The sequence below is a fragment of the Comamonas badia DSM 17552 genome (genome assembly GCF_000484635.1).
Taxonomy (GTDB): domain Bacteria; phylum Pseudomonadota; class Gammaproteobacteria; order Burkholderiales; family Burkholderiaceae_C; genus Comamonas_C; species Comamonas_C badia.
The window spans coordinates 64,507-87,560 of the sequence record NZ_AXVM01000008.1 but is presented as its reverse complement, the minus strand read 5'-3'; the positions used below and the strand labels follow the sequence as shown (position 1 = coordinate 87,560).

At 67.6% G+C, this 23,054-nt stretch carries 25 protein-coding genes; 12 read left to right on the top strand and 13 right to left on the bottom strand.

Annotation, left to right across the window (positions count from 1 at the left end; translation table 11 throughout):
* Positions 1-15 precede the first annotated feature (15 nt).
* A complete protein-coding gene (locus K320_RS0115705) occupies positions 16-333 on the bottom strand; it encodes a PepSY domain-containing protein (RefSeq protein WP_024539774.1) in 318 nt (105 codons plus the stop codon).
* A gap of 130 nt (positions 334-463) precedes the next feature.
* Between K320_RS0115705 and K320_RS0115700 the strand changes: the two genes are divergently transcribed.
* The 5 genes from K320_RS0115700 to K320_RS0115680 are packed head-to-tail and all read left to right on the top strand — an operon-like array spanning position 464 to position 4,608.
* On the top strand, positions 464-811 hold the full coding sequence (locus tag K320_RS0115700; protein WP_024539773.1) for a PepSY domain-containing protein: 348 nt from the start codon (positions 464-466) through the stop codon (positions 809-811).
* On the top strand, positions 811-1,482 hold the full coding sequence (locus K320_RS0115695; RefSeq protein WP_024539772.1) for a response regulator transcription factor: 672 nt from the start codon (positions 811-813) through the stop codon (positions 1,480-1,482). Before K320_RS0115700 ends, K320_RS0115695 begins: the two co-directional genes overlap by 1 nt.
* On the top strand, positions 1,479-2,846 hold the full coding sequence (locus K320_RS0115690; RefSeq protein WP_024539771.1) for a sensor histidine kinase: 1,368 nt from the start codon (positions 1,479-1,481) through the stop codon (positions 2,844-2,846). Before K320_RS0115695 ends, K320_RS0115690 begins: the two co-directional genes overlap by 4 nt.
* Before the next feature lie 30 nt (positions 2,847-2,876).
* Positions 2,877-3,701 (top strand): SDR family oxidoreductase, encoded by an 825-nt coding sequence (locus K320_RS0115685; protein WP_024539770.1) that lies wholly within the window; start codon positions 2,877-2,879, stop codon positions 3,699-3,701.
* Between the two features lie 43 nt (positions 3,702-3,744).
* A complete protein-coding gene (locus K320_RS0115680) occupies positions 3,745-4,608 on the top strand; it encodes a restriction endonuclease (protein WP_024539769.1) in 864 nt (287 codons plus the stop codon).
* A 31-nt stretch (positions 4,609-4,639) separates the two neighbouring features.
* On the opposite strand, the gene K320_RS0115675 is transcribed toward K320_RS0115680, so the two are convergent.
* A complete protein-coding gene (locus tag K320_RS0115675; protein ID WP_034343707.1) occupies positions 4,640-5,731 on the bottom strand; it encodes a YeiH family protein in 1,092 nt (363 codons plus the stop codon).
* Positions 5,732-5,836: 105 nt separating this feature from the next.
* Between K320_RS0115675 and K320_RS0115670 the strand changes: the two genes are divergently transcribed.
* On the top strand, positions 5,837-6,775 hold the full coding sequence (locus K320_RS0115670; RefSeq protein ID WP_034343705.1) for a LysR substrate-binding domain-containing protein: 939 nt from the start codon (positions 5,837-5,839) through the stop codon (positions 6,773-6,775).
* A 79-nt stretch (positions 6,776-6,854) separates the two neighbouring features.
* On the opposite strand, the gene K320_RS0115665 is transcribed toward K320_RS0115670, so the two are convergent.
* The 6 genes from K320_RS0115665 to K320_RS0115640 form a co-directional block, all read right to left on the bottom strand.
* Complete coding sequence (locus K320_RS0115665; RefSeq protein WP_024539766.1) at positions 6,855-7,562, bottom strand: ABC transporter ATP-binding protein; 708 nt, start codon at positions 7,560-7,562, stop codon at positions 6,855-6,857.
* Between the two features lies 1 nt (position 7,563).
* Positions 7,564-8,769: an ABC transporter permease gene (locus K320_RS0115660; protein ID WP_024539765.1), complete on the bottom strand. Its 1,206-nt coding sequence runs from the start codon at positions 8,767-8,769 to the stop codon at positions 7,564-7,566.
* The gene (locus K320_RS0115655) at positions 8,766-9,917 is read right to left on the bottom strand and encodes an efflux RND transporter periplasmic adaptor subunit (protein ID WP_024539764.1); all 1,152 of its coding nucleotides are present in this window, start codon (positions 9,915-9,917) and stop codon (positions 8,766-8,768) included. Before K320_RS0115655 ends, K320_RS0115660 begins: the two co-directional genes overlap by 4 nt.
* Complete coding sequence (locus K320_RS0115650) at positions 9,914-10,531, bottom strand: TetR/AcrR family transcriptional regulator (RefSeq protein ID WP_024539763.1); 618 nt, start codon at positions 10,529-10,531, stop codon at positions 9,914-9,916. The genes K320_RS0115655 and K320_RS0115650 overlap by 4 nt, the downstream gene beginning before the upstream one ends.
* A gap of 140 nt (positions 10,532-10,671) precedes the next feature.
* Positions 10,672-12,114, bottom strand: a complete 1,443-nt coding sequence (locus K320_RS0115645; protein WP_024539762.1) for a M20/M25/M40 family metallo-hydrolase — start codon at positions 12,112-12,114, stop codon at positions 10,672-10,674.
* Positions 12,101-13,357, bottom strand: a complete 1,257-nt coding sequence (locus K320_RS0115640; protein ID WP_084301281.1) for a GGDEF domain-containing protein — start codon at positions 13,355-13,357, stop codon at positions 12,101-12,103. Before K320_RS0115640 ends, K320_RS0115645 begins: the two co-directional genes overlap by 14 nt.
* 131 nt (positions 13,358-13,488) lie before the next feature.
* On the opposite strand from K320_RS0115640, the gene K320_RS0115635 reads away from it, so the two are divergent.
* From K320_RS0115635 to K320_RS0115610, 6 genes are all read left to right on the top strand, one after another.
* Positions 13,489-14,757, top strand: coding sequence for a diaminopimelate decarboxylase family protein (locus tag K320_RS0115635; protein WP_024539760.1), 1,269 nt, complete (start codon positions 13,489-13,491; stop codon positions 14,755-14,757).
* A 16-nt stretch (positions 14,758-14,773) separates the two neighbouring features.
* Positions 14,774-15,598 (top strand): ammonia-dependent NAD(+) synthetase, encoded by an 825-nt coding sequence (gene nadE / locus K320_RS0115630; RefSeq protein ID WP_024539759.1) that lies wholly within the window; start codon positions 14,774-14,776, stop codon positions 15,596-15,598.
* A 50-nt stretch (positions 15,599-15,648) separates the two neighbouring features.
* The gene (locus K320_RS18780) at positions 15,649-16,209 is read left to right on the top strand and encodes an HNH endonuclease (protein ID WP_024539758.1); all 561 of its coding nucleotides are present in this window, start codon (positions 15,649-15,651) and stop codon (positions 16,207-16,209) included.
* Positions 16,210-16,263: 54 nt separating this feature from the next.
* Positions 16,264-16,710 carry an HNH endonuclease gene (locus K320_RS19160; RefSeq protein WP_156914030.1) on the top strand — a complete coding sequence of 149 codons (447 nt, stop codon included), beginning with the start codon at positions 16,264-16,266 and terminating at the stop codon, positions 16,708-16,710.
* A gap of 291 nt (positions 16,711-17,001) precedes the next feature.
* Positions 17,002-17,979: a bile acid:sodium symporter family protein gene (locus tag K320_RS0115615; protein ID WP_024539756.1), complete on the top strand. Its 978-nt coding sequence runs from the start codon at positions 17,002-17,004 to the stop codon at positions 17,977-17,979.
* Complete coding sequence (locus K320_RS0115610) at positions 17,976-19,634, top strand: acyl-CoA dehydrogenase family protein (protein WP_024539755.1); 1,659 nt, start codon at positions 17,976-17,978, stop codon at positions 19,632-19,634. The genes K320_RS0115615 and K320_RS0115610 overlap by 4 nt, the downstream gene beginning before the upstream one ends.
* 4 nt (positions 19,635-19,638) lie before the next feature.
* Here the strand turns inward: K320_RS0115610 and K320_RS0115605 are convergent, their stop codons facing one another.
* The 5 genes from K320_RS0115605 to K320_RS0115585 form a co-directional block, all read right to left on the bottom strand.
* A complete protein-coding gene (locus K320_RS0115605; RefSeq protein ID WP_024539754.1) occupies positions 19,639-20,358 on the bottom strand; it encodes a type 1 glutamine amidotransferase in 720 nt (239 codons plus the stop codon).
* Positions 20,359-20,374: 16 nt separating this feature from the next.
* The gene (locus tag K320_RS0115600) at positions 20,375-21,553 is read right to left on the bottom strand and encodes an ABC transporter substrate-binding protein (RefSeq protein WP_024539753.1); all 1,179 of its coding nucleotides are present in this window, start codon (positions 21,551-21,553) and stop codon (positions 20,375-20,377) included.
* Between the two features lie 61 nt (positions 21,554-21,614).
* Complete coding sequence (locus K320_RS0115595) at positions 21,615-22,139, bottom strand: 3-hydroxyanthranilate 3,4-dioxygenase (RefSeq protein WP_024539752.1); 525 nt, start codon at positions 22,137-22,139, stop codon at positions 21,615-21,617.
* 11 nt (positions 22,140-22,150) lie between these two features.
* The gene (locus K320_RS0115590) at positions 22,151-22,555 is read right to left on the bottom strand and encodes a RidA family protein (protein ID WP_024539751.1); all 405 of its coding nucleotides are present in this window, start codon (positions 22,553-22,555) and stop codon (positions 22,151-22,153) included.
* Positions 22,556-22,574: 19 nt separating this feature from the next.
* Complete coding sequence (locus K320_RS0115585) at positions 22,575-23,045, bottom strand: hypothetical protein (RefSeq protein WP_024539750.1); 471 nt, start codon at positions 23,043-23,045, stop codon at positions 22,575-22,577.
* Between the last annotated feature and the right edge of the window lie 9 nt (positions 23,046-23,054).

Below are 23,054 nucleotides of genomic sequence, written 5' to 3'. Positions count from 1 at the left end.
AGGGATTCGGACCGGCTATTTCGCGCGCTTGATGCGCGTGGCTTCGATCGCGCCGGTCTGCGCGTTGAGCGTGAGCTTCACGCGCTGGCCCTGGGCATTCACGGCTTTCACCTCGTAACGGCCATGCTCGAATTCGATTTCCTGCTGATCGTGGTAGCCGGCGGCTTCGACGCGGTCGTAGATGTCGCGGATGGAGAGCTGCTGCGCCATGGGGACGCCAGCGCTGGCGGTGGTGGGGGCCGCGGGCGCGGCGGTCTGCGCCCGTGCGGCGCCCAGCGGCAGCGCGGCGGCGATGGCGGTGGCCAGGAGCAAGCGGCGGGAGGTGGTGAACATCGTGCATTCCTTCAGGTTGCGGACCGGTACCGCACCGGCCTTGGAGCGCATTCTGGAAAACCGCGACTGAACGCTTGCTGAAGGCGCCGTTCATCTGCCATTCACGCGGCCACGGCTATACATTGCAGGCATGACACGCCGAACCGTTTTCCGCTGCGCCTGCGCCGCCCTCGCCCTGGTGCTGGCCATGCTGGGTGCGGCAACCCGTTTGCACGCCGGCGATGACGACCACGAACGTGCCCGCCAGGCGCTGGCGCAGGGGCTCGTGCTGCCGCTGGCGACCGTGCTGACCGGGCTGGAGCCGCAAGGCTATCCCGGGCAGGTGCTGAAGGTGGAGTTCGAGCGCGAGCACGGCCGTTTCATCTACGAAATCCGCCTGCTGCGCCCCGATGGGCGCGTGGCCAAGCTGGAGGTGGATGCGCAGGATGGCCGCGTGCTCAAGGCCAGACAGAAAGCCGGCGGCAAGGACGGGGACTGATGCGCATCCTCGTCGTCGAAGACGAAGCCCTGCTGCGCGAACAGCTCGTGCAGGCGATCGCCGCGGCCGGCCACACGGTGGAACAGGCGGGCGATGGCCGCGAGGCGCATTACCTTGGCGAGGTCGAAGATTTTGATGCGGTGGTGCTGGACCTTGGCTTGCCGGTGCTCGACGGCCTTTCGGTGCTGCGCCGCTGGCGCGCCGCGGGGCGCGGCATGCCGGTGCTGATTCTCACCGCGCGGTCGAGTTGGCAGGAGAAGGTCGAGGGCATGGATGCCGGGGCCGACGACTATCTTGCGAAACCGTTTCACATGGAAGAGCTGCTGGCGCGCCTGCGCGCGCTGCTGCGCCGCGGCAGCGAGCATGCCAGCAGCGAGTGGCGCTGCGGCGCCATCGTGCTCGATACGCGTGCGGCGCGGGTGCTGGTGGCGGGCCATCCGCTCACGCTCACCAGCCACGAATTCAAGCTGCTGCAGCTGCTGATGCAGAAAAAAGGCGAGGTGCTCTCGCGCACGGAGCTCTCGGAGCACCTCTATCGACAGGATGAAGACCGCGATTCCAACACCATCGAGGTCTTCGTCGCGCGCCTGAGAAAGAAGCTGCCCGAGGGCAGCATAGAAACCGTGCGCGGCCTGGGCTACCGGCTGGCAGAGCCCGGCGCCAGCGCATGAATGGCTCGCTGCGCTGGCGGCTGCTGGCGGGAACGCTGGCGTGGGTGGGGCTTACGCTGGCCGTCGCCGGCTGGGGCCTGAGCGCGCTGTTTCGCGACCACATCACGCAGCAGTGGCAGGCGCAGCTCACGCTGCAGCTGGACCAGCTCAGCGGCGCGGTCGACTGGACGGACGGCCAGCTGGCGCTGGGCCCGCTGCCCGAGACACGCTTTGCGCAGCCCCTGTCCGGGTGGTACTGGCAGGTTGATCGCCTGGGCCAGGCGCCGCGGGCGGGCGTGGCGCGTTCGCGCTCGCTGTGGGACGAAGTGCTGGCGCTGCCTGCGGTGGCGGCGCCGGGCGATGCGCTGCTGCATCTGCGCGACGCGCAGGGCCACGCGCTGCTGGGGGTGACGCGGGCGCTGCAGCTGCCCGAAGACGACGCGCCGCCGCTGCGCCTGACGGTGGCGGCCGACGAGACGCTGATCGCCGAGCCGATGGCCCGCTTTGCGCGCCTGCTCTGGGCAGCGCTTGCGGTGCTGGCGCTGGGCCTGCTGCTGGCGGTCTGGCTGCAATTGCGCCTGGCGCTGGCGCCGCTCGCGCAGCTGCGCGTCCAGCTGGCAAGGGTGCGGGCGGGAGAGGCGGCGCAACTGCAGGGGCGCTTCGTGCGGGAAGTGATGCCGCTCGTGGAGGAGTTCAACCACGTCCTGGGCGAAAACGCGGACATGGTGCGGCGTGCCCGCGCGCAGGCCGGCAACCTGGCGCATGCGGTGAACACGCCGCTCACCATCCTCGCCAATGCCGCCGCGCAGCAGGACACGGCGCTGGCGCGGCTGGTGCGCGAACAGGCCGAGAGCGCGCGCCGCCAGATCGACTGGCATCTGGCGCGCGCCCGCGCGGCGGCGGCCGTGCGCGCCACCGGGCTTGCCACGCCGGTGCTGGCGCCGCTCGCCGCCTTGCTGCGCACCATGGCGCGCTTGCATGGCGATCGCCGCGTCGCATTCACGCTGGCCGCCGATGCGCGCGAGGGCCGCTTTCGCGGCGAGGCGCAGGATCTCTATGAAATGCTGGGCAATCTGATCGACAACGCCGGCAAATGGGCGCGCGCGCAGGTGCTCGTGGACGTGCGGCCCGAGGGCGGCATGCTGGTTTTCACGATCGACGACGACGGCCCCGGCATCCCCGAGGCCGAGCGCGAGGCGATGTTCGCGCGCGGCGTGCAGCGCAGCGATACGCACGGCGGCGCCGGGCTGGGGCTGGATATCACGCGCACGCTGGCGCAGACTTATGGCGGCAGCGTTGAGGCGCAGGCCTCGCCGCTGGGGGGCTTGCGCATGCGGCTGCGGCTGCCCGCCAGCGCCGGCGAACCCGCGCCGCGCAAGGCATGATAGGCACCGTTGCATGCAAGGAGACAGGACATGGATTTGGGAATCGCCGGCCGCTGGGCGCTGGTATGCGGCGCCAGCAAAGGTTTGGGCTACGGCTGCGCCAGCGCGCTCGCGGCCGAGGGCGTGCATCTGCTCATCAATGCCCGCGGCGCCGTACCGCTGGAGCAGGCAGCTAGACAATTGAGAGCTGCCGGCGCCCAATGGGCAAGCGCTGCAGGCCAGGATGATCCCAAAGTGGTGGCGATCGCCTGCGACATCACCACGCCCGAGGGGCGCGAAGCCGTGTGGGCGGCGGGCGGCGGCCCGGGGCGGGATTTCGACATCGTGCTCACCAACGCCGGCGGTCCGCCGATGGGGGACTTTCGCGGCTTCACGGCCGACGATTGGCAGCGCGCGGTCAATGCCAACATGCTCACGCCCATCGAGCTGATCAAAGCGGTGCTCGATGGCATGGCGGCGCGCGGCTACGGGCGCATCCTCAACATCACGTCAAGCGCGGTGAAGGCACCGATCGACATCCTGGCGCTCTCCAACGGCGCGCGCAGCGGGCTCACCGGCTTCATCGCCGGCCTCGCACGCTCGGAGATCGCGGCGCACGGCGTGACGGTGAACAACCTGCTGCCGGGCAAGTTCGACACCGACCGGCTCAACGCCACCTTCGAGGGCGCGGCGCAGAAAACCGGAAAGCCGCTGCAAGACATCCGCCGCAGCCAGGCGGCGCAGATCCCGGCGCGGCGTTTCGGCACGCCGGCGGAGTTCGGCGCGCTCTGCGCATTTCTCTGCAGCCCGCAGGCGGGCTACATCAACGGGCAAAACCTGCTGCTCGATGGCGGGCTGTACCCGGGGACTTTCTGAGGCGGTTTGAGCGATCGAGGCGTATTGGGACAAGGAGGACTGGGTGGCGAGAAAAAAGGCGAACGGCCTTGGAAAAGAGCTTTTCGATCTGGTGGTGCTCCTGCCGTGGTGGGTGGGCGTTAGTGCTGCGGCCATCTCGTATGTTGCCTTGCATTGGGTCGCTGCAGCAGAAGTGGGCGGCGCGGCCCATCAGGCGGCGCCCTTGGTTGCCGCGCATTTGCTCAAGGCCTTGGCTTTTTGGGGGCAATACCTTCTTCCCGTGATTTTTCTGGTCGCGGCACTGGGCTCGGCATTGAGGCGACGCAAGCGCGGACGTCTTGTCGCAAGCGTGGCGAACGATGGGCCGGGTGTGGCCTTGCGTGAGATGGCATGGGACGATTTTGAGCGGTTGATTGGCGAAATGTTTCGGATGCGCGGATATTCCGTTCTTGAAACCGGCGGTGCAAAGGCCGATGGCGGCGTTGATTTGCGCTTGAGAAAGGAGCGCGAGATTTTTCTGGTGCAGTGCAAACACTGGCGTGCGTACAAGGTGCCTGTCCAGGTCGTCCGTGAGCTTTATGGTGTCATGGCTGCAGAAGGCGCATCGGGAGGGTTTGTCGTCACCTCGGGGACGTTCACCGCGGAGGCCGTCAAATTTGCCGATGGTCGCAATGTGGATTTGGTGAACGGTACCCGACTCACCGCGATGCTGAGTGCACTGCCGTCGGATAACGGGAACCAGGCGCGATCGGCAAATCTGGCGCCGTCTTCGACGAAGTTGGCCGCGCCGCCATGCCCGCGTTGCAATCACCCCATGGTCAAGCGCGTGGCGAAACAAGGCAACCACGCAGGCATGGAATTTTGGGGTTGCAGTACCTATCCGAAGTGCCGAGGCACCCGTCCGGTTTCGGAGCCGGGTGGCGCATGAATCGTCGCGCCCTGCGCGCTTCAAAACTGGTTCAACCCAGCCAGCGCTGCGCCCCGGCGTTGAGCAGCGCGCCGCCGAGCACCAGCCAGGCGAACAGCAGCAGCGCCAGCAGCAGCGGTTTGAGGCCCGCGCGCCGGATCGCGCCGACATGCGTCGTGAGGCCGAGCGCGCCCATGGCCATCGCCAGCAGGAAATCGTCGAGTGCCGTGGCGCTGGACTTGAGCGCAGGGGGGAAGGTGACCAGGGAATTGAGCAGCACCACGGCGATGAAGCCGAAGGCAAACCACGGGATGGCGATGCGCCGCCCGGCGTGCGGGGCGCCGGTGCGCGGCATCCGGCCCGCTTGGGGTTCGCGCGCCAGCCAGGCCGAGAGGATGACCAGAAACGGCGCCAGCAGCATCACGCGCACCATCTTGGTGATCACGGCCGCGTCCGCCGCCTGGGGGCTGATCGCGTCGCCCGCCACCACCACCTGCGCCACCTCATGCACCGTCGAGCCGATGTAGATGCCGAAGGCATGCTCGCCGCCTGCGATCAGGCCCCAGGCGCTATTGAGGTGAAACAGCACCGGATAGAGGAACATCGCCAGCGTGCCGAACACCACCACGGTGGCCACGGCGACGGCCACCTGCTCGGGCCGCCCGCGCACCACCGGCTCGGTGGCGAGCACCGCGGCCGCGCCGCAGATGGAGCTGCCGGCGCCTATGAGCATCGCCGCATCGCGGTCCATGCCGAGCCAGCGCGTGCCCAGCCCGACGGCGAGCGTGAAGGTCGCGCCCACCACCACGGCGTCGATCAGCACGCCGGTCATGCCGACCGAGCCCACGTCCTGCAGCGTCAGGCGCAGGCCATAGAGCACGATCGCCAGCCGCAGCACCCGTCCCTTGGCCTGCGCGATGCCGGCATCCATCCAGGGCTGCAGGCGCGGGTACAGCGTGTTGCCCACCACCATGCCGAGCACGATGGCCAGGCTCATGGCGCTCAGGCCCAGATGCCGCACCGCCGGGGCCGTATGCAATGCCGCCACGGCCAGCAATGCCGCCAGCGCGAGACCGGGCAGCCACTGAACCGGCCCGGGCAGGCCAGGCGGGGCGGACTTGAGCGGTAATGTGGTCATTTCCATCCTTGCGATGTGCATATCCATAAAGCTGTAAGGAATATAGAAAAGGGCGTTCAACCTGTCCAACGAATCATTTGCGTATCATTGATTCATTGAATGGGTAGATCCATGGCGGAAATACATTCGCTTCACCTCACGCTGCGCCAGTTGCAGGTGTTTCTGGCGATCGCGCGCTGCGGCACCACGGTGGCCGCGGGGGCGCAGATCGGGCTGTCGCAATCGGCCACCAGTGCGGCGCTGGCCGAACTGGAGCGCAGCCTGGGCATGCGCGTGTTCGACCGCAGCGGCAAGCGCCTGCTGGTAAACGACAACGGGCGCTCGCTGCTGCCGCGCGCCGGGGCCTTGATCGATGGCGCGCACGAGATCGAGCGCCTGGCCCAGCAGGCCCGGCCCTCGCTGGCGTCGCTGCGCATCGGGGCCAGCACCACGCTGGGCAACCACGTGCTGCCGCGGCTGCTGCGCCAGTGGGGGCCGGGGTGGCTGGGCGATGCGCAAAGCCCCTGGCATGCGCGCATCCTGATCGGCAACACGGAGCGCGTGTGCGGCGCGGTGGCCGATTTCGCGATTGACATCGGCCTGATCGAAGGCCCGTGCACGGTGGCGCAGCTGGAGGTTGAACCCTGGCTCAGCGACGAGCTTCAGGTGGTGGCGGCGCCCGGGCTGCTCGCCCGCCTGCTGCCCGCCTCCGGCGTCCACCGGGTCGTGCCGCTGGAGGCGCTGCAACGTGAGCTGTGGCTGCTGCGCGAGTCCGGCTCGGGCACGCGCGTGGCCACCGATCTGGCCCTGCTGCCGCACCTGCATGGCTATCGGCGCACGCTGGAGCTCGGCCATTCCGAAGCCATCCAGCAGGCGGCGGTGCAAGGGCTGGGCCTGGCCTGTCTTTCGCAATGGGTGGTGGCGGAGCAACTGGCGGCGGGCCATCTGGCGTGCGTGCCCACGCCGTTGCCGAAGCTGCTGCGCCAGTGCTACCTGGTGCGCCGTGGCGACCGGCAGCCCACGGCGGCGCTGGAACGCCTGATGGCGCTTCTTGGATGCGCTGTGCCGTAGCGCTGGGCGGGTGGAGCCGTACCCAGGCCTGCCGCCGGGCAGTGGAGGCCGCCTGCGTGCGCGCGCAGGATGCTTTGCGTCAGAAGCGCCTGCCTTCGCCCGCCTCCTCGTGGGTCACGCCATCGCGGATGTGGTAGATGCGCTTGAACGTCGGGATGATTTTTTCGTCGTGCGTCACGACGATGATGGCCGTCTGGTACTGGCGCGCCATCTCGTCGAGGATGCGCACCACGGCGAGCGCGCGCTCCGAATCGAGCGGCGCCGTGGGTTCGTCGGCCAGGATCACCGGCGGGCGGTTGACCAGCCCGCGCGCGATCGCCACGCGCTGCTGCTCGCCGCCCGAGAGCTGCGCCGGCATGGCCTGCGCGCGGTGCCGCACGTCCAGCGCCGTGAGCAGCGCCATCGCCCGCTCGCGCGCCTGGCCGTTGGACATGCCGGCCAGCATGGGCAGCAGCGCGACGTTGTCCGTCACGTCGAGAAAGGGGATGAGGTAAGGCGCCTGAAACACGAAGCCGATCTTGTCGCGGCGCAGCGCGCGCAGGTCGCGCACCTTCCAGCCGCCGTCGAAGATCACCTCGTCGCCCAGCGTCATGCGGCCGGTGGTGGGGTCGATCACCGCGCCCAGGCATTTGAGCAGCGTGCTTTTGCCCGAGCCCGAAGGGCCGATGAGCCCCACGACCTCGCCCGGCGCCACATGCATGTTCACGTCCTTGAGCGCGAGCACCGCGGTGTCGCCGCTGCCGTAGCGCTTGGAGAGGCCTTCGATGTGGATGCCCTGTCCCGCCATGTCAGCCCCCGATCGCCTCGGCCGGGTCGATGCGCAGCGCCATGCGGATCGCGACGATGCTCGCGGCCGCGCAGATGCCCATCACGGCGAGGAATCCCATCACCGAATCCTGCGGAATCAGCAGCACGTACTTGGGGAAGATCGGCGCCGACCAGGTGGCGCTGATCTTGCCCACGGCAAAGCCGATCAGGCCCAGCGCCAGCGCCTGCTGCAGGATCATCCAGGCGATGGTGAGGTTGCGCGTGCCGATGAGCTTGAGCACGGCGATTTCCCGGATCTTGTCCATGGTGAGCGTGTAGATGATGAAGGCGACGATGGCCGCGCTCACGATGGCGAGGATCGCGAGGAACATGCCGATCTGCCTGGCGGAGGTGGCGATCAGCTTGCTGACCAGGATTTCCTGCATCTGCGCGCGCGTGTGCACCGTCAGCCGCAGCGAACGTTCGATGTCGCGCGCCAGCGCGTCGGCATCGGCGCCGGGCGCCAGGCGCACCAGCACCGCATTCACCGACGTGCTGGCCGACTGCGCCGCGTTGACCGCCTCCAGCAGTCCGGGCACGCCGGGGCGGTTGAACGCGGGGTTGGCCGCGGTGCGCCGCCGCGCGGCCTCGATCGCATCGTTGTCCTTGAGGAACTGCGCCTGCTGCGCATCCTTGAGCGGGATGAAGACCATGGGATCGCCGCTGGAGGACACCATGCGCCGGGTCAGGCCGACGACGGTGTAGCGGTGGCGGCGGATGGTGATGGCCTCGCCCAGCGCGAAGCCGCTGGCGATGTCGGCAACGGCCTCGTAATGCCCGCGCGTGATGTGGCGCCCGGCGATGAGGTAGGGCGGCGCGCCCGGTGTGCCGGGCGTGGCGTCGGCGGCGATGCCCACGACCATGGCGCGCACGTCGTGCTCGCGTGCGCGCACCTGCATGGTGAAGTAGGTCACATTGGCCGCGCGGGCCACGCCGGGCAGCGCCATCAGCTGGCGCCAGGCGTCGTCGGCGAGGTTGGATGACTCGGCGTACGGTCCCATGGTGTCCTGCTGCACCACCCAGAGGTCGGCGCGGCTGTTGTCCAGCAGCGCCTGCCCGTCGTCCACCATGCCGCGGTACACGCCCGCCATCACCAGCGTGACGCCGATCAGCAGGCCCAGGCCCACGCCGGTGAAGACGAACTTGCCCCAGCTGTGCAGGATGTCGCGTCCGGCGAGCGAGATCACGACGCGCCCCGGGCGAGTTCGGCCACTCCATGCACCCGGGTGTTGCGTGCCAGCGCCTTCTCGCTGTAGACGATGATGGTCTCGCCTTCGCTCAGGCCGCCCAGCACCTGCACCTGGCCATCGAGGTCGGCGCGGCCGATCTGCACGGGCGCGAACTGCGCGCGGCCGTCCACGATCTTCCATACCCCCGTGCGCTCGCCCTGGCGCTGCAGCGCGGCGTTGGGCACGACCGGAGTCCGTTGCAGCGGCGGCAGATGGATGGTCACCTCGGCCAGCTCACCCAGGGGCGGCAGCGCTGCCGGGGCCACGTCGAGCACCACCTTGGCCAGCATTTCCTCGGTGACGGCGTCGGCCTTGGGTTCGACACGCAGCACGCGCGCCGCGAGCTCCTGTCCGGCATGGGAGCGCAGCGCCACGCGCGCGGGCAGGTCGCGCGCGAGCCCCGCGGCACGCGCCTGGTCGAGCCGCACGTTGATCCACAGGCTGCGCGGATCCACCAGCTCCAGCACCGTCTGCCCGGCGAGTACGGTGCTGCCCGGCTCGGCTTCGCGCGCCGTCACCACGCCGTCACTGGCGGCCACCAGGCGCCACTGGCTGCGCTGCGCGCGCAGACCGGCCTGCTCGGCGTCCAGGCGGCGTACTTCTTCGCGTGCGGCCGAGAGCTGCGCATCGGCGCTGGCCAGCTCCTGCTGTCTGGTGCGCGCCGTTTCCTCGCTCGTGGAGCGCGCGGCCAGCAGATGGGCGTAGCGCCTGGCCTGCTCGGCGGCAAACGCCTGGCGCGCCTGGGCCTCGCGCAGGCTGGCCTGCGCCCGCCGGCGCGCCGCGTCCTGCGCGCGCACGCGCTCATCCAGATCCACGGGATCGAGCTCGCCCAGCACCTGCCCGGCGCGTACCGCATCACCCACGTCCACGCTCAGGCTGCGCACGCGCGCCGGCAGGGTCGCGCCCAGGCGCTGCGTGTGGCGCGCCTGGACCGTGCCGATGCCGAAGAGCGCGGGCTGGATCGCCAGGGTCTGCACCTTGGCTTCGGTCACGTTCACGGGCGCGAGCGGCCCCGAGCGCACGGCCACGTAGCCCAGCAGCGCGGCCAGCGGCACGAGCACCGCGAACAGCGCCAGCGTGCGCCGCTTGGGAAGGGCGAATTTCATGCGCGGGCTCCCGCCAAGGCGTCACGGAACAGGGCGAAAACCCCGGGGGCCTGCACCCCCATCTGCCCCACGTTGCCCGCAAGCAGCGACTGCATGACCAGGCCCTGCACGCTGCCGATGAAGAGCAGCGCGGCGGTGCCCTCGTCCACGCCGCTCCTGACTTCGCCCACCGCCTTGCCCTGCGCGAGCAGCGCGCGCACGCGTTCGCCGTAGCGTGCGATCAGGGTCTGGGCCATGCGTTTGGGGCCGCTCATCTCGGCGCGCTGCAACTCGCCGAACAGCATGCGCGGCACACCGGGGTGCGCGGTGACGAACGCCACATGCGCCATGAAGACCGCTTCCAGCGCGGCGAGCGGCGAGGCCGCCTGGCGCGCCGCCGCATCGACACGCGTGAGCAGGCGCTCGGCCACCCAGCCCATGACGGCTTCCAGGATGGCTTCCTTGGTCGGGAAGTGCTTGAACAGCGCACCCTGGGTCACGCCCATGTGCCTGGCGATCGCGGTGGTGGAAATGTCGCTGGGGTTGGTCCGCGCCGCCAGGTCGACGAAGGCCTCGACCGTCGCGGCCCGGCGCGCATCGGCTGGCAGGTGCCTGGAGGCAGTCGGTGTTTCCATGGTTTCATAAGAAAGTAAGTTATTACTATCTTATGAAAATGCGGAAAATCTGTCAACAGCGTTTGAAAAGCGGGCGAAGAAGCGCGGGAAGTGGCGTGCGTGCGAATGCAGCCGTGCCGGCGCCTTGCCTGGCGTGTCGCTCAGGGCATGCTGGCCAGCACCTGCGCCACCGCCGCGGTAAGCCGCTTGGCGTAGGGCAGGTGCAGGAATTCGTTGGGCCCGTGCGCATTGCTTTTGGGCCCCAGAACGCCGCAGACCATCATCTGCGCCTTGGGAAAGCCCTGGCTCAGAATGTTCATGAGTGGAATCGTGCCGCCCTGGCCGATGTAGCCGCAGGGCGCGCCGAACTGGGCCTGGCTGGCGGCATCCAGCGCCTGCGTGAGCCAGGGCGCAACCGCCGGGGCGTTCCAGCCGTTGGCCGCGCCGTCGGCATGAAAGGTCACGCGGGCGTGGTAGGGCGCGTTGTCTTCCAGGATGTGCTTCATCTCGGCCACGCAGGCGGCGGCGTCCACCAGCGGCGGCACGCGCAGGCTGAGCTTGAAGGCGGTGTAGGGGCGCAGCACGTTGCCCGCATCCTTGAGCGCGGGCAGGCCTTCGGCGCCGGTGACCGAGAGCGTGGGCTCCCAGGTGCGGCGCAAGAGCGCCTGCGCCGGGTCTTCGGTGGTGGGCAGCGCGATCTGCTGCGCGCCGCCGCAATCGGCGTGCACCCAGGGGTAGTTGGTGATGACGGACTGGCCGAGGATGGCGGCCGTGGCACTGGCCTGCGCGACGCGTTCGGGCGGGGTGGCGCAGTGAAAGCTGGCGGGCAGCAGGCGGCCGGTTTTCGAATCCTCCAGCCTGTCGAGCACCTGCCGCACGATGCGAAATGACGAAGGCACCACGCCCGAGGAATCGCCGGAGTGCACGCCCTCGGTGAGGATCTCCACCTTGAGCGTGCCGCTGGCCATGCCGCGCAGGCTGGTGGTGAGCCAGAGCTGGTCGTAGTTGCCCGCGCCGGAATCCAGGCACACCACCAGCGCCACATCGCCCAGGTGCGCGCGCAGCGCGTCCACATAGGGCAGCAGGTCGGTGGAGCCGCTTTCCTCGCAGGTCTCGAACAGGCCGACGATGCGCGGGTGCGCCACGTCCTGGCGCTGCAGCTCCTTGATGGCGGCGATGCTGGCGTAAATGGCGTAGCCGTCGTCGGCGCCGCCGCGGCCGTAGAGCTTGTCGTCCTGGATCACGGGCGTCCAGGGGCCGAGCTCGCTCCTCCAGCCCTCGAATTCGGGCTGTTTATCCAGGTGCCCGTACATCAGCGCGGTCTGCGTGCTGGCGCTGTGCGCGGCGGGCACCTCAAAAAAGATCACCGGCGTGCGGCCTTCCATGCGCACCACCTCCAGTTTCAAGCCCGCCACCTGCTGCTCTTCGGCCCAGGCGGCGGCGCGGCGCACCACGGTGTCGATGTGGCCCAGCGCGCGCCAGTCGGCGGCGAAGGCCGGAGATTTGGCCGGGATGGCGATGTAGTCGGTGATCTGGCGCGTGATGTCGTCGTCCCAGGCCTGGGTGAGGCGCTGGGCGGCCAGCTGGCTGTCAAAAGTGGTCATGGCGTGATGGTGGTGGTGCTGGGCTGGCCTGGTGAAACGAACGCGCGGGCGCCGGCAGGGCGCCGATCAAGGCGTGCATGCGCGACAGCGGCGCGCTTTCGACGCGGTTGCGGCCTCCGCGCTTGGCGGCGTACAAGGCCTTGTCGGCAGTGGCGATCAGGTGCTCGGGCTGGTCGCCCGGCTCCAGCGATTCGGTGCAGCGGCCGATGCTGATGGTGAATGCAATACTTTTGCCTTGGTAGGCGCAGGGGCTCTGCGCCACCAGCTGGCGCAGCTTTTCCGCCGCGATCTGCCCGCCGCTGTCCGCCGTGCCGGGCAGCAGCAGCAGGAATTCCTCGCCGCCCCAGCGGCCCGCCAGGTCCTGCGCGCGCAGCCGCTGTCTGAGCAGCCCGGCCATGTGCTGCAGCACGGCATCGCCGGCCGCGTGCCCGTAGGTGTCGTTGATGGCCTTGAAATGATCGACATCCAGCATCAGCAGCGCGTAGGGCTGGCGCGCACGGATGGCGCGCGCCACGTCGCGCGCCAGGGTCTGCAGCAGCAGACGGCGGTTGGCCAGGCCGGTCAGATCGTCATGGAGTGCCAGGTGGCGGTTGGTGGCATCCGCCCTGTCCTTGGTCATGAGGATGAAGCCCAGCGAGGCCAGCAGCACGACGACGAAGGCAGAGAGGAAGGTGATGCTCTGTCCCGCGCCATTGCCGATGAAGCTGCCTTGCGGCGCGCCGTTGATGCCGTGCCACAGCCCGCGTCCCAGCAGGATCAGCCCCTGCGCGCCCAGCGCTACGCTGACCAGCAGGGCGCCGCGCAGTTGCGCCGGCGCTGCGGGGCGCCACAGCGCCCAGAGAACCAGAGCGATCTGCAGCGCCAGCATGAAGCTGCTGGAAAGCAGGCGCCCCTGGTAGTTTTTCAGAAACAGTGCCATCAACGCCGCGGTAGCGACAATGGGCAGCGCCATCCGCAGGCGTGGCAGCGCCCGGCCGTGGAATTCGGCGACGGCACCCAGCAGCAGCGCGAACACCAGCGCCAGCACCGTATTCGCCAGCACCACGCTGATCCAGTCCGCTGTCTGCTCGCGCAGCAGAAACAGCACGTAGGTAACGGTATGCGCCACCAGTGCCAGCGCCCACAGGCCCAGGCCTTCGCGGCGCTCCGGCCGTACCACGCTCATGGCGATGGCCATGCTGAGCGTTCCAGCGGCCACCATGACCATCATGGTGGGGGTGTCAAGCAAGGGCAGGAGGACCATGGGATGCCAAAGTGCGAGCGTTTGCGCAAGTCTATCGCCGCGGGTGCGGACGGGGGAGACAAGGCGGCTGGACAGGCGCACAATCGCCGCCCGCCGTTTGCGGCGCTCAAACCCTTTCGGAAGACCCGACCATGCCCCTCTCCAGAGCCTATCGCCAGCGGCTGTTTCCGCTGCTGCCCGACCTTGCCGCCAGCTTCGGCACGCCGTTTCATATCTATGACGAGACCGGCATCCGCGGGACCGGTGCGCAGCTCAAGCAGGCCTTTGCCGGAGTGGGGCGTTTCCGCGAGTTTTACGCCGTCAAGGCGCTGCCCAATCCGCGCATCCTGGCGCTGATGCATCAGATGGGCTTCGGCTTTGATTGCAGCTCTGTGGCCGAGCTGCAACTGGCGCGCGCCGCCGGTGCCAGGGCCGAGGACATCATGTTCACCTCCAACAATACCTCGCCCGAAGAGTTCGAAGCCGCGGCGCACGGCGGCGGCTGCATCCTGAACCTGGACGACGTCAGCCTCGTCGCCAAGGTGCCGCGGATGCCAGAACTCATCTGCTTTCGCTACAACCCTGGCCCCGCGCGCAGCGGCAACAGCATCATCGGCAACCCGGTGGAGGCCAAATACGGCGTGGCGCACGAGCAACTGCTCGATGCCTTCCGCCAGGCGCGCGCGCGCGGCGCCAGGCGCTTTGGCCTGCACACCATGCTGGCCTCCAACGAGCGCGACTGCCGCTACGTGGTCGAGACGGTGCGCATGCTGCTTCAGGTCATCGCCTGGGTGGGCCAGGAGCTGTCCATCCGCTTTGAGTTCATCAACATGGGGGGTGGCCTGGGCATTCCCTACAAGCCCGAAGACGGCGTGTTCGATGTCGCCCAGCTCGGGCGCGAGACGCAGGCGCTGGTGCAGGCATTTGAAAAGGAACAGGGCTATGCCCCGGCCGTGTTCATGGAAAGCGGGCGCTACATGACCGGCCCTCATGGCGTGCTGGTGACGCGCGCGATCAACCACAAGGACACCTACCGGCGCTTCATCGGCGTCGATGCCTGCATGTCGGCGCTGATGCGCCCCGGCATGTACGGTGCCTACCACCACATCGAGGTGGTGGGCAAGGAGCCGGGTGCCGACGACGTGGCGGTGGACGTGGTCGGCTCGCTGTGCGAGAACAACGACAAGTTCGCCATCGAGCGCCCCCTTCCGCCGATAGCGGACGGCGACCTGCTGGTGATAGCAGACACCGGCGCGCACGGCCACGCCATGGGCTTCAACTACAACGGCCGCCTGCGTCCGCAGGAACTGCTGCTGCGTGCCGATGGCCAGGTCGAGCTGATCCGCCGCGCCGAGACGCTGCAGGACCACTTCGCCACGCTGCAATTCGAGCCCAAGGTCTGGCACAGTGAGGCTGCCTGACCCCAAAGGAGTATTCATGAGCCGCCAGACCGAGATCGCCGCCGCCCTGCAGGTGGTGCCGCCGTTTGCCGACGAGGCCGCGCTGGCGGCCGAGTGCCAGCGGCGCATCGCCTTCATCCGCGCTACCTTGCAGAGCAGCGGCCTGCGCACGCTGGTGCTGGGCATCAGCGGCGGCGTGGATTCGCTGACCGCCGGGCGCATGGCGCAACTGGCGGTTGAGCAGCTGCGTGCCGAAACGGGCGATGCCGCGTACCGCTTCATCGCGGTGCGCCTGCCCTACGCCGTGCAGTTCGATGAGCCGGACGCGCAGGCGGCGCTGGCCTTCGTGCGCGCCGACGAGGAAATCACCGTGCCGATCGAGCCCGGCGTGACCGCGCTGGCCGTGCCCATCGCCGCGCTGCAGGCCCTGCCCGATGCGCAGCGCGACTTTGCGCTGGGCAACATCAAGGCGCGCTGCCGCATGGTGGTGCAGTACGCGGTGGCCAATGCCCACCGCGGCCTGGTCATCGGCACCGACCACGCGGCCGAGGCGGTGATGGGTTTTTTCACCAAGTTCGGCGACGGCGCCTGCGATCTGGTGCCGCTCAACGGCCTCGTCAAGGGCCAGATCCGCGCCATTGCCACACACCTGGGCGCGCCCGCGCACCTCGTCAACAAGGTGCCCACCGGCGATCTGGAAAGCCTCAAGCCCGGCAAGCCCGACGAGGTGGCCTACGGCGTGAGCTATGCCGAGATCGACGCCTTCCTGCAGGGCGGCACGGTGAGCCCCGAAGCCGCCGCACGCATCATCGCAACCTACGACGCCAGCCAGCACAAACGCAGCCTGCCGCTGGCGCCTTGACCGAATGACGGAATGACGAAGCTTGCCTTGGCCGCCGGGACTTATAAAAAATGCCTGAGATTCGCACGATCAAAGAACACATCGCCTGGTCTTACGCCAACCTGGCCGCAGCCCATTCCGCAGTGTCTGCAGGTGCCAAACGATATGGGCGACTGAACTACATGATCCGTGCACGCCTGAACAAGGGCCTGGTCTCAGGCGCAATGAGCATGCGGTCACTGCTGGATGACGAGAAAGTCAAATATCAGTACCCTCACTCATGCTGTTACTGTGGTTCCACAGAGCAGTTGCATATGGATCATCTGATCCCAAAAATCAAAGGCGGCCCTGACACTGGAGACAATATCGTATGGTGCTGCCGCTCCTGCAACAGTTCCAAGCGTGATAGCGATGTGATACGTTGGCTGGAATCCAAACGAGCACTGCCTTCCATATTATTGCTGCGCCGCTACTTGAAGTTGATTACGGCGTATTGTCTGGAGCACGGTTTGATGGATTCCGATCTGGCGGAGGTGGATAAATTACAATTGCCTTTTGATATCATGGCAATTCCGTATAAATTACCGGAACCGGGTGAGCTTGTTTTATGGGTAAAACCAAAACAATCATGAACTCCGACATTTTATTGCAAACATCGTCGATGACGTCTGGCCTCGGGATTCATCATGAATGAGGCAGACTCTTTATTTGCCGATGCATCAGAATTTGCCTTGCATCTGCGTGAATTGCGCAACCACCGACTTGCTGCCAAAAAACGCGAGGAAACCAAAAGAATCTCCCCGACCACAAAGCAAAAAGTCCTGATTTTTCAAAAGACCAATGGACATTGCCATATTTGTGGCGGGCAGATTACCGGGAACTGGGTCGCCGATCATGTACATCATCACATATACGGTGGAGAATCCGCGATAGAGAATTATCTTCCTGCCCATAGAATTTGCAACAGTGCAAGATGGTTTTATGGGACGGAGGAATTCCAGTGGATCATGAAAATGGGCGTGTTTTTCAGAACCCAATTGGAAGAAAAAGGAAATGCGGACGCCATCAATTTGGCCGAAGCTTTCATGGACCATGAACGGCATCGCGTCTCTCGCCGGAAACAATCCTCCTGACGTTTCACTGCACCCGACCCCCATCCTGCGGCCCCGTTGCGTGCTGCCAGCAGGAGACTTTGCATGTACCGCACGAATTTGAAGCTTTTTTTGGTCTTCAGCACTTTCGCAGCAAGCGCCGTCAGCTATTGTTTTTTGGTTTATTCCGTTGCCGCAGCTCGGCGCTTTTGATTGTTTCCGCTGCACGAAAGACGCAATGACCAACACCCCCCGTCATGCGGCGCAGGCCGCGTCATCGCCAGCGCCAGCTGCGGTCATGGCGCGCAGCGCCGTCATTCGTGATTGAGCAGCATGCAACGCCCAGCCTGGCTGCCGGATTCCTTCGTCCTCACGCTGATCGCACTCGTCGTGCTGGCCAGCGTGCTGCCGGTGCACGGCGCGGCGGCGCATTGGGCGGCGTGGCTGACCAATGCGGCGATCGCGCTGCTGTTTTTTCTGCATGGCGCCAAGCTCTCGTTTGCCGCGGTGGTGCAGGGGCTTTCGCACTGGCGGCTGCATGGCTTCGTGCTGGGCGTCACCTTCATTGCGTTTCCGCTGCTGGGCTGGGCGGCGCAGCCGCTGCTGGTGCCGCTGCTGGGGCAGGAGCTGGCGCGCGGCGTGCTCTACTTTTGCGTGCTGCCTTCCACGGTGCAGTCGGCGATTGCGCTTACCTCGATGGCGCGCGGCAATGTGTCGGTGGCGGTGTGCGCGGCGGCGGTCTCCAGCCTGCTGGGGGTTTTTCTCACGCCGGCGCTGGTGCTGCTGCTGCTGGGCTCGGCGGTCGAGGGCATTGATTTCGGGCAGGCGCTGGTGCGGGTCATGGTGCAGCTGCTGCTGCCATTCGCGCTCGGGCAGGTGGCGCGCCGCTGGATCGGCGGCTGGGTGGCGCGGCACAAGGCCCTGCTCAAGCAGGTGGACCAGTCCTCAATCTACCTCGTGATCTACACCGCGTTCAGCAAGGCGGTGGTCGATGGCATCTGGCAGCAGTTGCCGCTGGCCAGCCTGCTGCTGCTGGTGCTGTGCTGCCTTGCGGTGCTGGCGCTGGCGCTGGCGGGCTGCCACTGGGCCACGGGGCGCCTCGGTTTTGCCACCGAAGACCGCATCACCGCCCTCTTTGGCGGCTCGCAGAAAAGCCTGGCCACCGGTGTGCCTATTGCGCAGGTGCTGTTCACTGGTGGCAGCATGGGGGCCTTGCTGCTTCCGCTGATGATTTACCACCAGGTGCAGCTGATGGCCTGCGCGGCGCTGGCGCGACGATTTCAAGCGCGTTCTACTGGAGCACCCCCATGAACTGGACCACCCACGACGTATTTAACCAGGTCAGCGAACTGCGCGACTACGACCTGCTGGCCACCGACCCGGCGCTGGCCGAAGCTATTCGCCGCGATGGTGCCGAATGGGCCATGCCGCAGCTCTCGCACTACGCGCAGCTCATGGGCCAGTCGGACACCTACGAGCTCGCCGCGATGGCCAACCGCCATACGCCCGAGCTGCACAGCTTCGACACGCGCGGGCGGCGCATCGATCAGGTGGAGTTCCACCCGGCGTGGCACCAGCTGATGGCGATGTACCGCGGCGAGGGCCTGATCTCGCTCCCATTCAAGGAGCGCAAGGCGGGCCGCTGGACTGCGTGGGCGACCGGTTTCTATCTGCACGGCCAGATCGAGCAAGGCACGCTGTGCCCGGCGACGATGACGCAGGCCTGCATCCCGCTGCTGCAGCGCGAAGAACCACTCTGGGCCCTGCTGGGCGCCAGGCTTTGCAGCGACGCTTACGACCCGCGCGACCTGCCGGTGGCGGCCAAGGACAGCATCTGGGTCGGCATGGGCATGACCGAGAAGCAGGGTGGCTCGGACGTGCGCGCCAACACCACGGTGGCCACGCCCGTCGCGGCGGGCGGGCGCGGTGGCGAATACCTGCTGCGCGGGCACAAATGGTTCTTTTCGGCGCCGATGTGCGACGCCCACCTCGTCGTCGCGCGTGTGGGCGAAGGCGGGCCATTCGCCTGCTTCTACGTGCCGCGCTGGCGCCCGGACGGCAGCAAGAACGCGGTCAACATCCAGCGCCTGAAGGACAAGGTGGGCAACCGCAGCAATTCCAGCAGCGAGGTGGAATTCCACGACGCCTGGGGCGTGCTGATGGGCGAGGAAGGCAAGGGCATACGCACCATCATCGAGATGGCGACCTTCACGCGCCTCAATTGCGTGGTGGGCAGCGCGGCCATCCTGCGCCAGGCGCTGGTGCAGGCGATCGCCTACGCGCGCGAGCGCCACGCCTTCGGCAAGGCGCTGGCCGAACAGCCGCTGATGCGCACGGTGCTGGCCGACATGGCGCTGGAAAGCGAGGCGGCGCTGGTGCTCTTGATGCGCCTGGCGCGCGCCTACGAGCGCGACGACACGCCCGCCGAGCGCGCCTGGAAACGCATGATGACGCCGGCCGCCAAGTTCTGGGTCTGCAAGCGCGCCGTGGAGCTGACCGGCGAGACCATGGAGGTGCTGGGCGGCAACGGCTACATCCTGGACGGCATCGTCGGGCGGCTGTTTCTGGAGGCGCCGGTCAATTCCATCTGGGAAGGCTCGGGCAACGTGATGTGCCTGGACGTGCTGCGCGCGCTTGCGCGCGAACCCGAGGCGGCGCAGGCACTGCTGGCCGAGCTGGCACCCACGGCGCTGCGCGAGGCGCCGCTCAAGGCGCTGCTGCAATCACTCACCGCGATGGTGACCACGGCGCCCGAGGAACTGGAAGCGCTGGGCCGCATCTTCGTGCAGCAGCTGGTGCTGCTGGCGCAGGCCTGTCTGCTGCGCCAGCATGCGCCGGCCTATGTGGCCGACGCCTTCATCGCCACGCGGCTGGGAGCGGCGGGCCAGGGCGGGCGGGTGGCGGGGGCGATCGACGTGCGTGGCCTCGATGTGCAGGCCATCCTGCAGCGGGCGCTGGCGCGGTGATCCTTCATGCAACGCCGCGCACCCAGCGCGCATACAACTGCGTCAGGACGGCGTGCATGCGCGCCGTGCGCCCGGGCAGATCGCGCCGCACGCCGGCCGGATCGCAGACCGCCGGGTTGCCCAGCGTGAACTGGCGCTCCAGCTGCTGGCCGTTGTGCTGCAGCGAGAGTTCCACCAGCGCGGGCGTCATCTCCAGGTGCGATTGCAGCATCAGATGGCGGTCGTGCAGGACGAAGGCCTGGTGCTCGCAGTGGCTGCTGCGCGCAATCTGCTGGGCCGCGGGCGGCGGCGTGAAGGTGTCGCCATGCCACTGGAAGGTCTCCAGCGTCTGCGCGGCCCAGGGGCCCCACCAGTCGCGGGCCGCCGCGGTGGCTGCGGTCTGCAGCGGCTGCCAGCCGATTTCCGGCCGCACATGCTTTGCCACGCTGCCGCCCAACGCCAGCGCCACCAGCTGGCTGCCCAGGCAATGCCCGGCCACGGGAATGCCCTGCGCGGCGGCGGCGCGGATCAGCGCCAGCTCCTGCGCGATCCACGGGTAGTCGTCGTGCACGCCCATGTAGCCGCCCATGAACACCAACCCACCGAAGGCGCCCGGGTCGGTGGGCACCGCCTCGCCCGCCACGATGCGCACCAGCCGCACTTCGCAGCCCAGCGTCCGCAGGATGGGCAGCACCGCGCCGGGCGCGCCGACCACGGTGTGCTGGAAGACGGCGATGGGTTTCATGCGGGTGATGCGAGCCTCACTTGCCGGATTTGCCTGGATCCTTCACCGCCTCGTAGGTGGCGAATTCCACGTTCTGCAGCACGCCATCCACCTTCTCGACCTTGCGGATGTAGACGTTCTGGATGATGTCGCGCGTCTCGGGGTCGATCTGCACCGGGCCGCGCGGGCTCGTCCACTTCATGCCCTTGACGGCGGCCATGAAGGCCGGGGCCGAGGCATCGCCCTTGGTCTTCTCCAGCGCCTGGTAGATCATCTGCATGCCGTCGTACCCCGCGGCGGCCATGAAATTGGGCCGGTCCTTGGGGTAGGCCTTGGTGTAGGCGGCGACGAAGGCCTTGTTCTCGGGCGAGTCGTGGGCCTGCGAGTAGTGGTAGGAGGTAATCATGCCCATCGCGGCATCGCCCATCGCGGCCAATTCTTCTTCGTCGGTCACGTCGCCGGTGGCAATCGCCTTGACGCCGGCCTTCTCCAGCCCGCGCTCCTTGATGCCCTTGGCCAGCGCCACGTTGTCCTCGCCATTGGGCACGAAGAAGAAGGCGGCATCGGGCTTGGCGTCCAGCACGCGCTGCAGGAAGGGCGAGTAATCGGGCGTGTTCACGGGCGTGCGCACGCTGCCGACGATCTTGCCGCCCAGCTCCTGGAAGGTCTTCTGGAACTGCTTTTCAGCATCGTGCCCGGGGCCGTAGTCGGTCACCATGGTGTAGGCCGTCTTGATGCCGTTGTCCCAGGCCCAGCGCGCCATGGGCATGGCGTTCTGCGGCAGCGTCATCGAGACGCGCACGATGTTGGGCGATTTCTCCGTGATCGACGAGGTGGCCGCGTTCAGCACCACCATGGGCACGTTGCCCTGCGTGGCGATCGGCGCGGCGGCAAACGCGTTGGGCGTGAGCGAGAAGCCCGCGAGGATGTCGGCCTTGTCGTTGACCAGCAGCTCCTGCGCATGGCGCTTGGCCACTGGCGGGGCGATGCCGGTATCGTCCTTGACGATGAGCTTGATCTTGCGCCCGGCCACGGTGTCGCCATGCCCGGCCATGTACAGGTCGATGCCGTGCTTGATCTGCTTGCCGTGCGCGGCGAACGAGCCCGACATCGGCAGGATCACGCCTATGGTCAGGTCCTTGGTCTGCGCGCTGGCCAGGCTTGCCGCGCCGGCCACCAGCAGGGCGGTGGCGGCCCGTCTCGTGAAATGCTTCATGGTGTCTCCTTGTCTGGAATCGTCAGGGTGGGAAAGCTGCGTATTGTGTGCGGGGCCGCGGTCATTGCCCCGGCGCCAGCGCATTGGGCATGACATGGCCGCAGCCCTTGCAGGTACGGTGGTCTTCGCTCTCAAAAAAGTTGCGGTAGGCCTGGCTGACCGGGTCCTTGCCGTAGTCGGCGACGCTGAACACTTCGGCGTGCAGCAGATGGTCGCAACGGGGGCAGAACCACTGGAACTGGTCGTCCTCGCCGGGGCGGCGCGCGCGCTCCTGGATCAGCGCGTAGGCGTCGGGGGCGAAGCGGGGCGAATGCGGGATGCCGGCGGGCGTGTGGATGGCGGCGCCTTCGGGGATGACGGCCACCTCTTCCCTGCCCTCGGGCGTGCGGTAGTGCAGCCGCATTTCGCCCTTGAGCATGATCATCATCTCGTCGCTGGGGTTGATGTGGAATTCGCTGCGGTAGGGCCTGCCGCGCGCGATGAACACCAGCGATTCGGGCTGCTGCCAGACCACGCTGACATAGGCGCCGGTTTTGCCTAGCTGCTCGATGCGATCCTGAAAGGCGACGATGGGCATCTGGTACATGAGGCTCTCCTTCAACCGAGGTAGGCGACGCAATCGATCTCCACCAGCACGCCCTTGCGGTGCGGCGTGCCGCCGGTGCAGGTGCGGGTGACTTTTTCGCCATCCATGAAGTCGCGGAAGGCTTCGTTGAACGCCGGAAAATCCGCCGTGTCGCGCAGGCAGACGCGCATGTTCACCACCTGCGCCATGCCGGCGTCCGCGGCCTGGAGGATGGCCTTCAGATTGCCCAGGGTCTGCCGCGTCTGCTCGGCGATGCCACCCGCAACCACTTCGCGGGTCTGCGGATCGAGCGGCCCCTGGCCCGAGACATAGAGCATGTCGCCCGCACGGATGGCCTGCGCCAGCGGCGAGGGCTTGCTGTGGTCGGTGAAGCCGGTGACCGGCGCCTGGCTGCTGTGGATGAGGATCTTGGGCATGCGGGGGCTTCCTCAGGCGTTACCTGGTCTGGGCGGCTTCGGCGGGCTGCTCTTGGGCCAATTGCTCGCGGTGCGCGATGTTGGCAAGGATCTCCGCGCCCCGGTTGGCGGCCGAGAGGCCGCGGAACAGAAAGCAGAGGTTGACCGTGTCCTGCAACTCGTTCCAGCTGGCTCCCGCGCGACGCGCGGCGATGGCGTGCAGGAGGGCGGCGTCGCTCAGATCCATCAGCAGCATGCCGAACAGCATGAGCTGCGCCGTCTTCACGTCAAAGCTCTTGGGGTACATGGCGTGCGCGCGCATCTGCTCCTGCAGATCGACCATGGCCGGGTCGAGCGCGCCGGTGACGGCAAAGCGCGCCTCGATGCGCGGCGGCACGAAGCCCAGCAGTTCTTCGTAGATGCGGCCGCGCTCTTCGGCGCTGCGCTGGGTGTCGGCGTAGTCGCCGATGCGCGCGCGCACCGATGCGGTGTGGATTCGGGCGGGAATCATGAAAGGCTT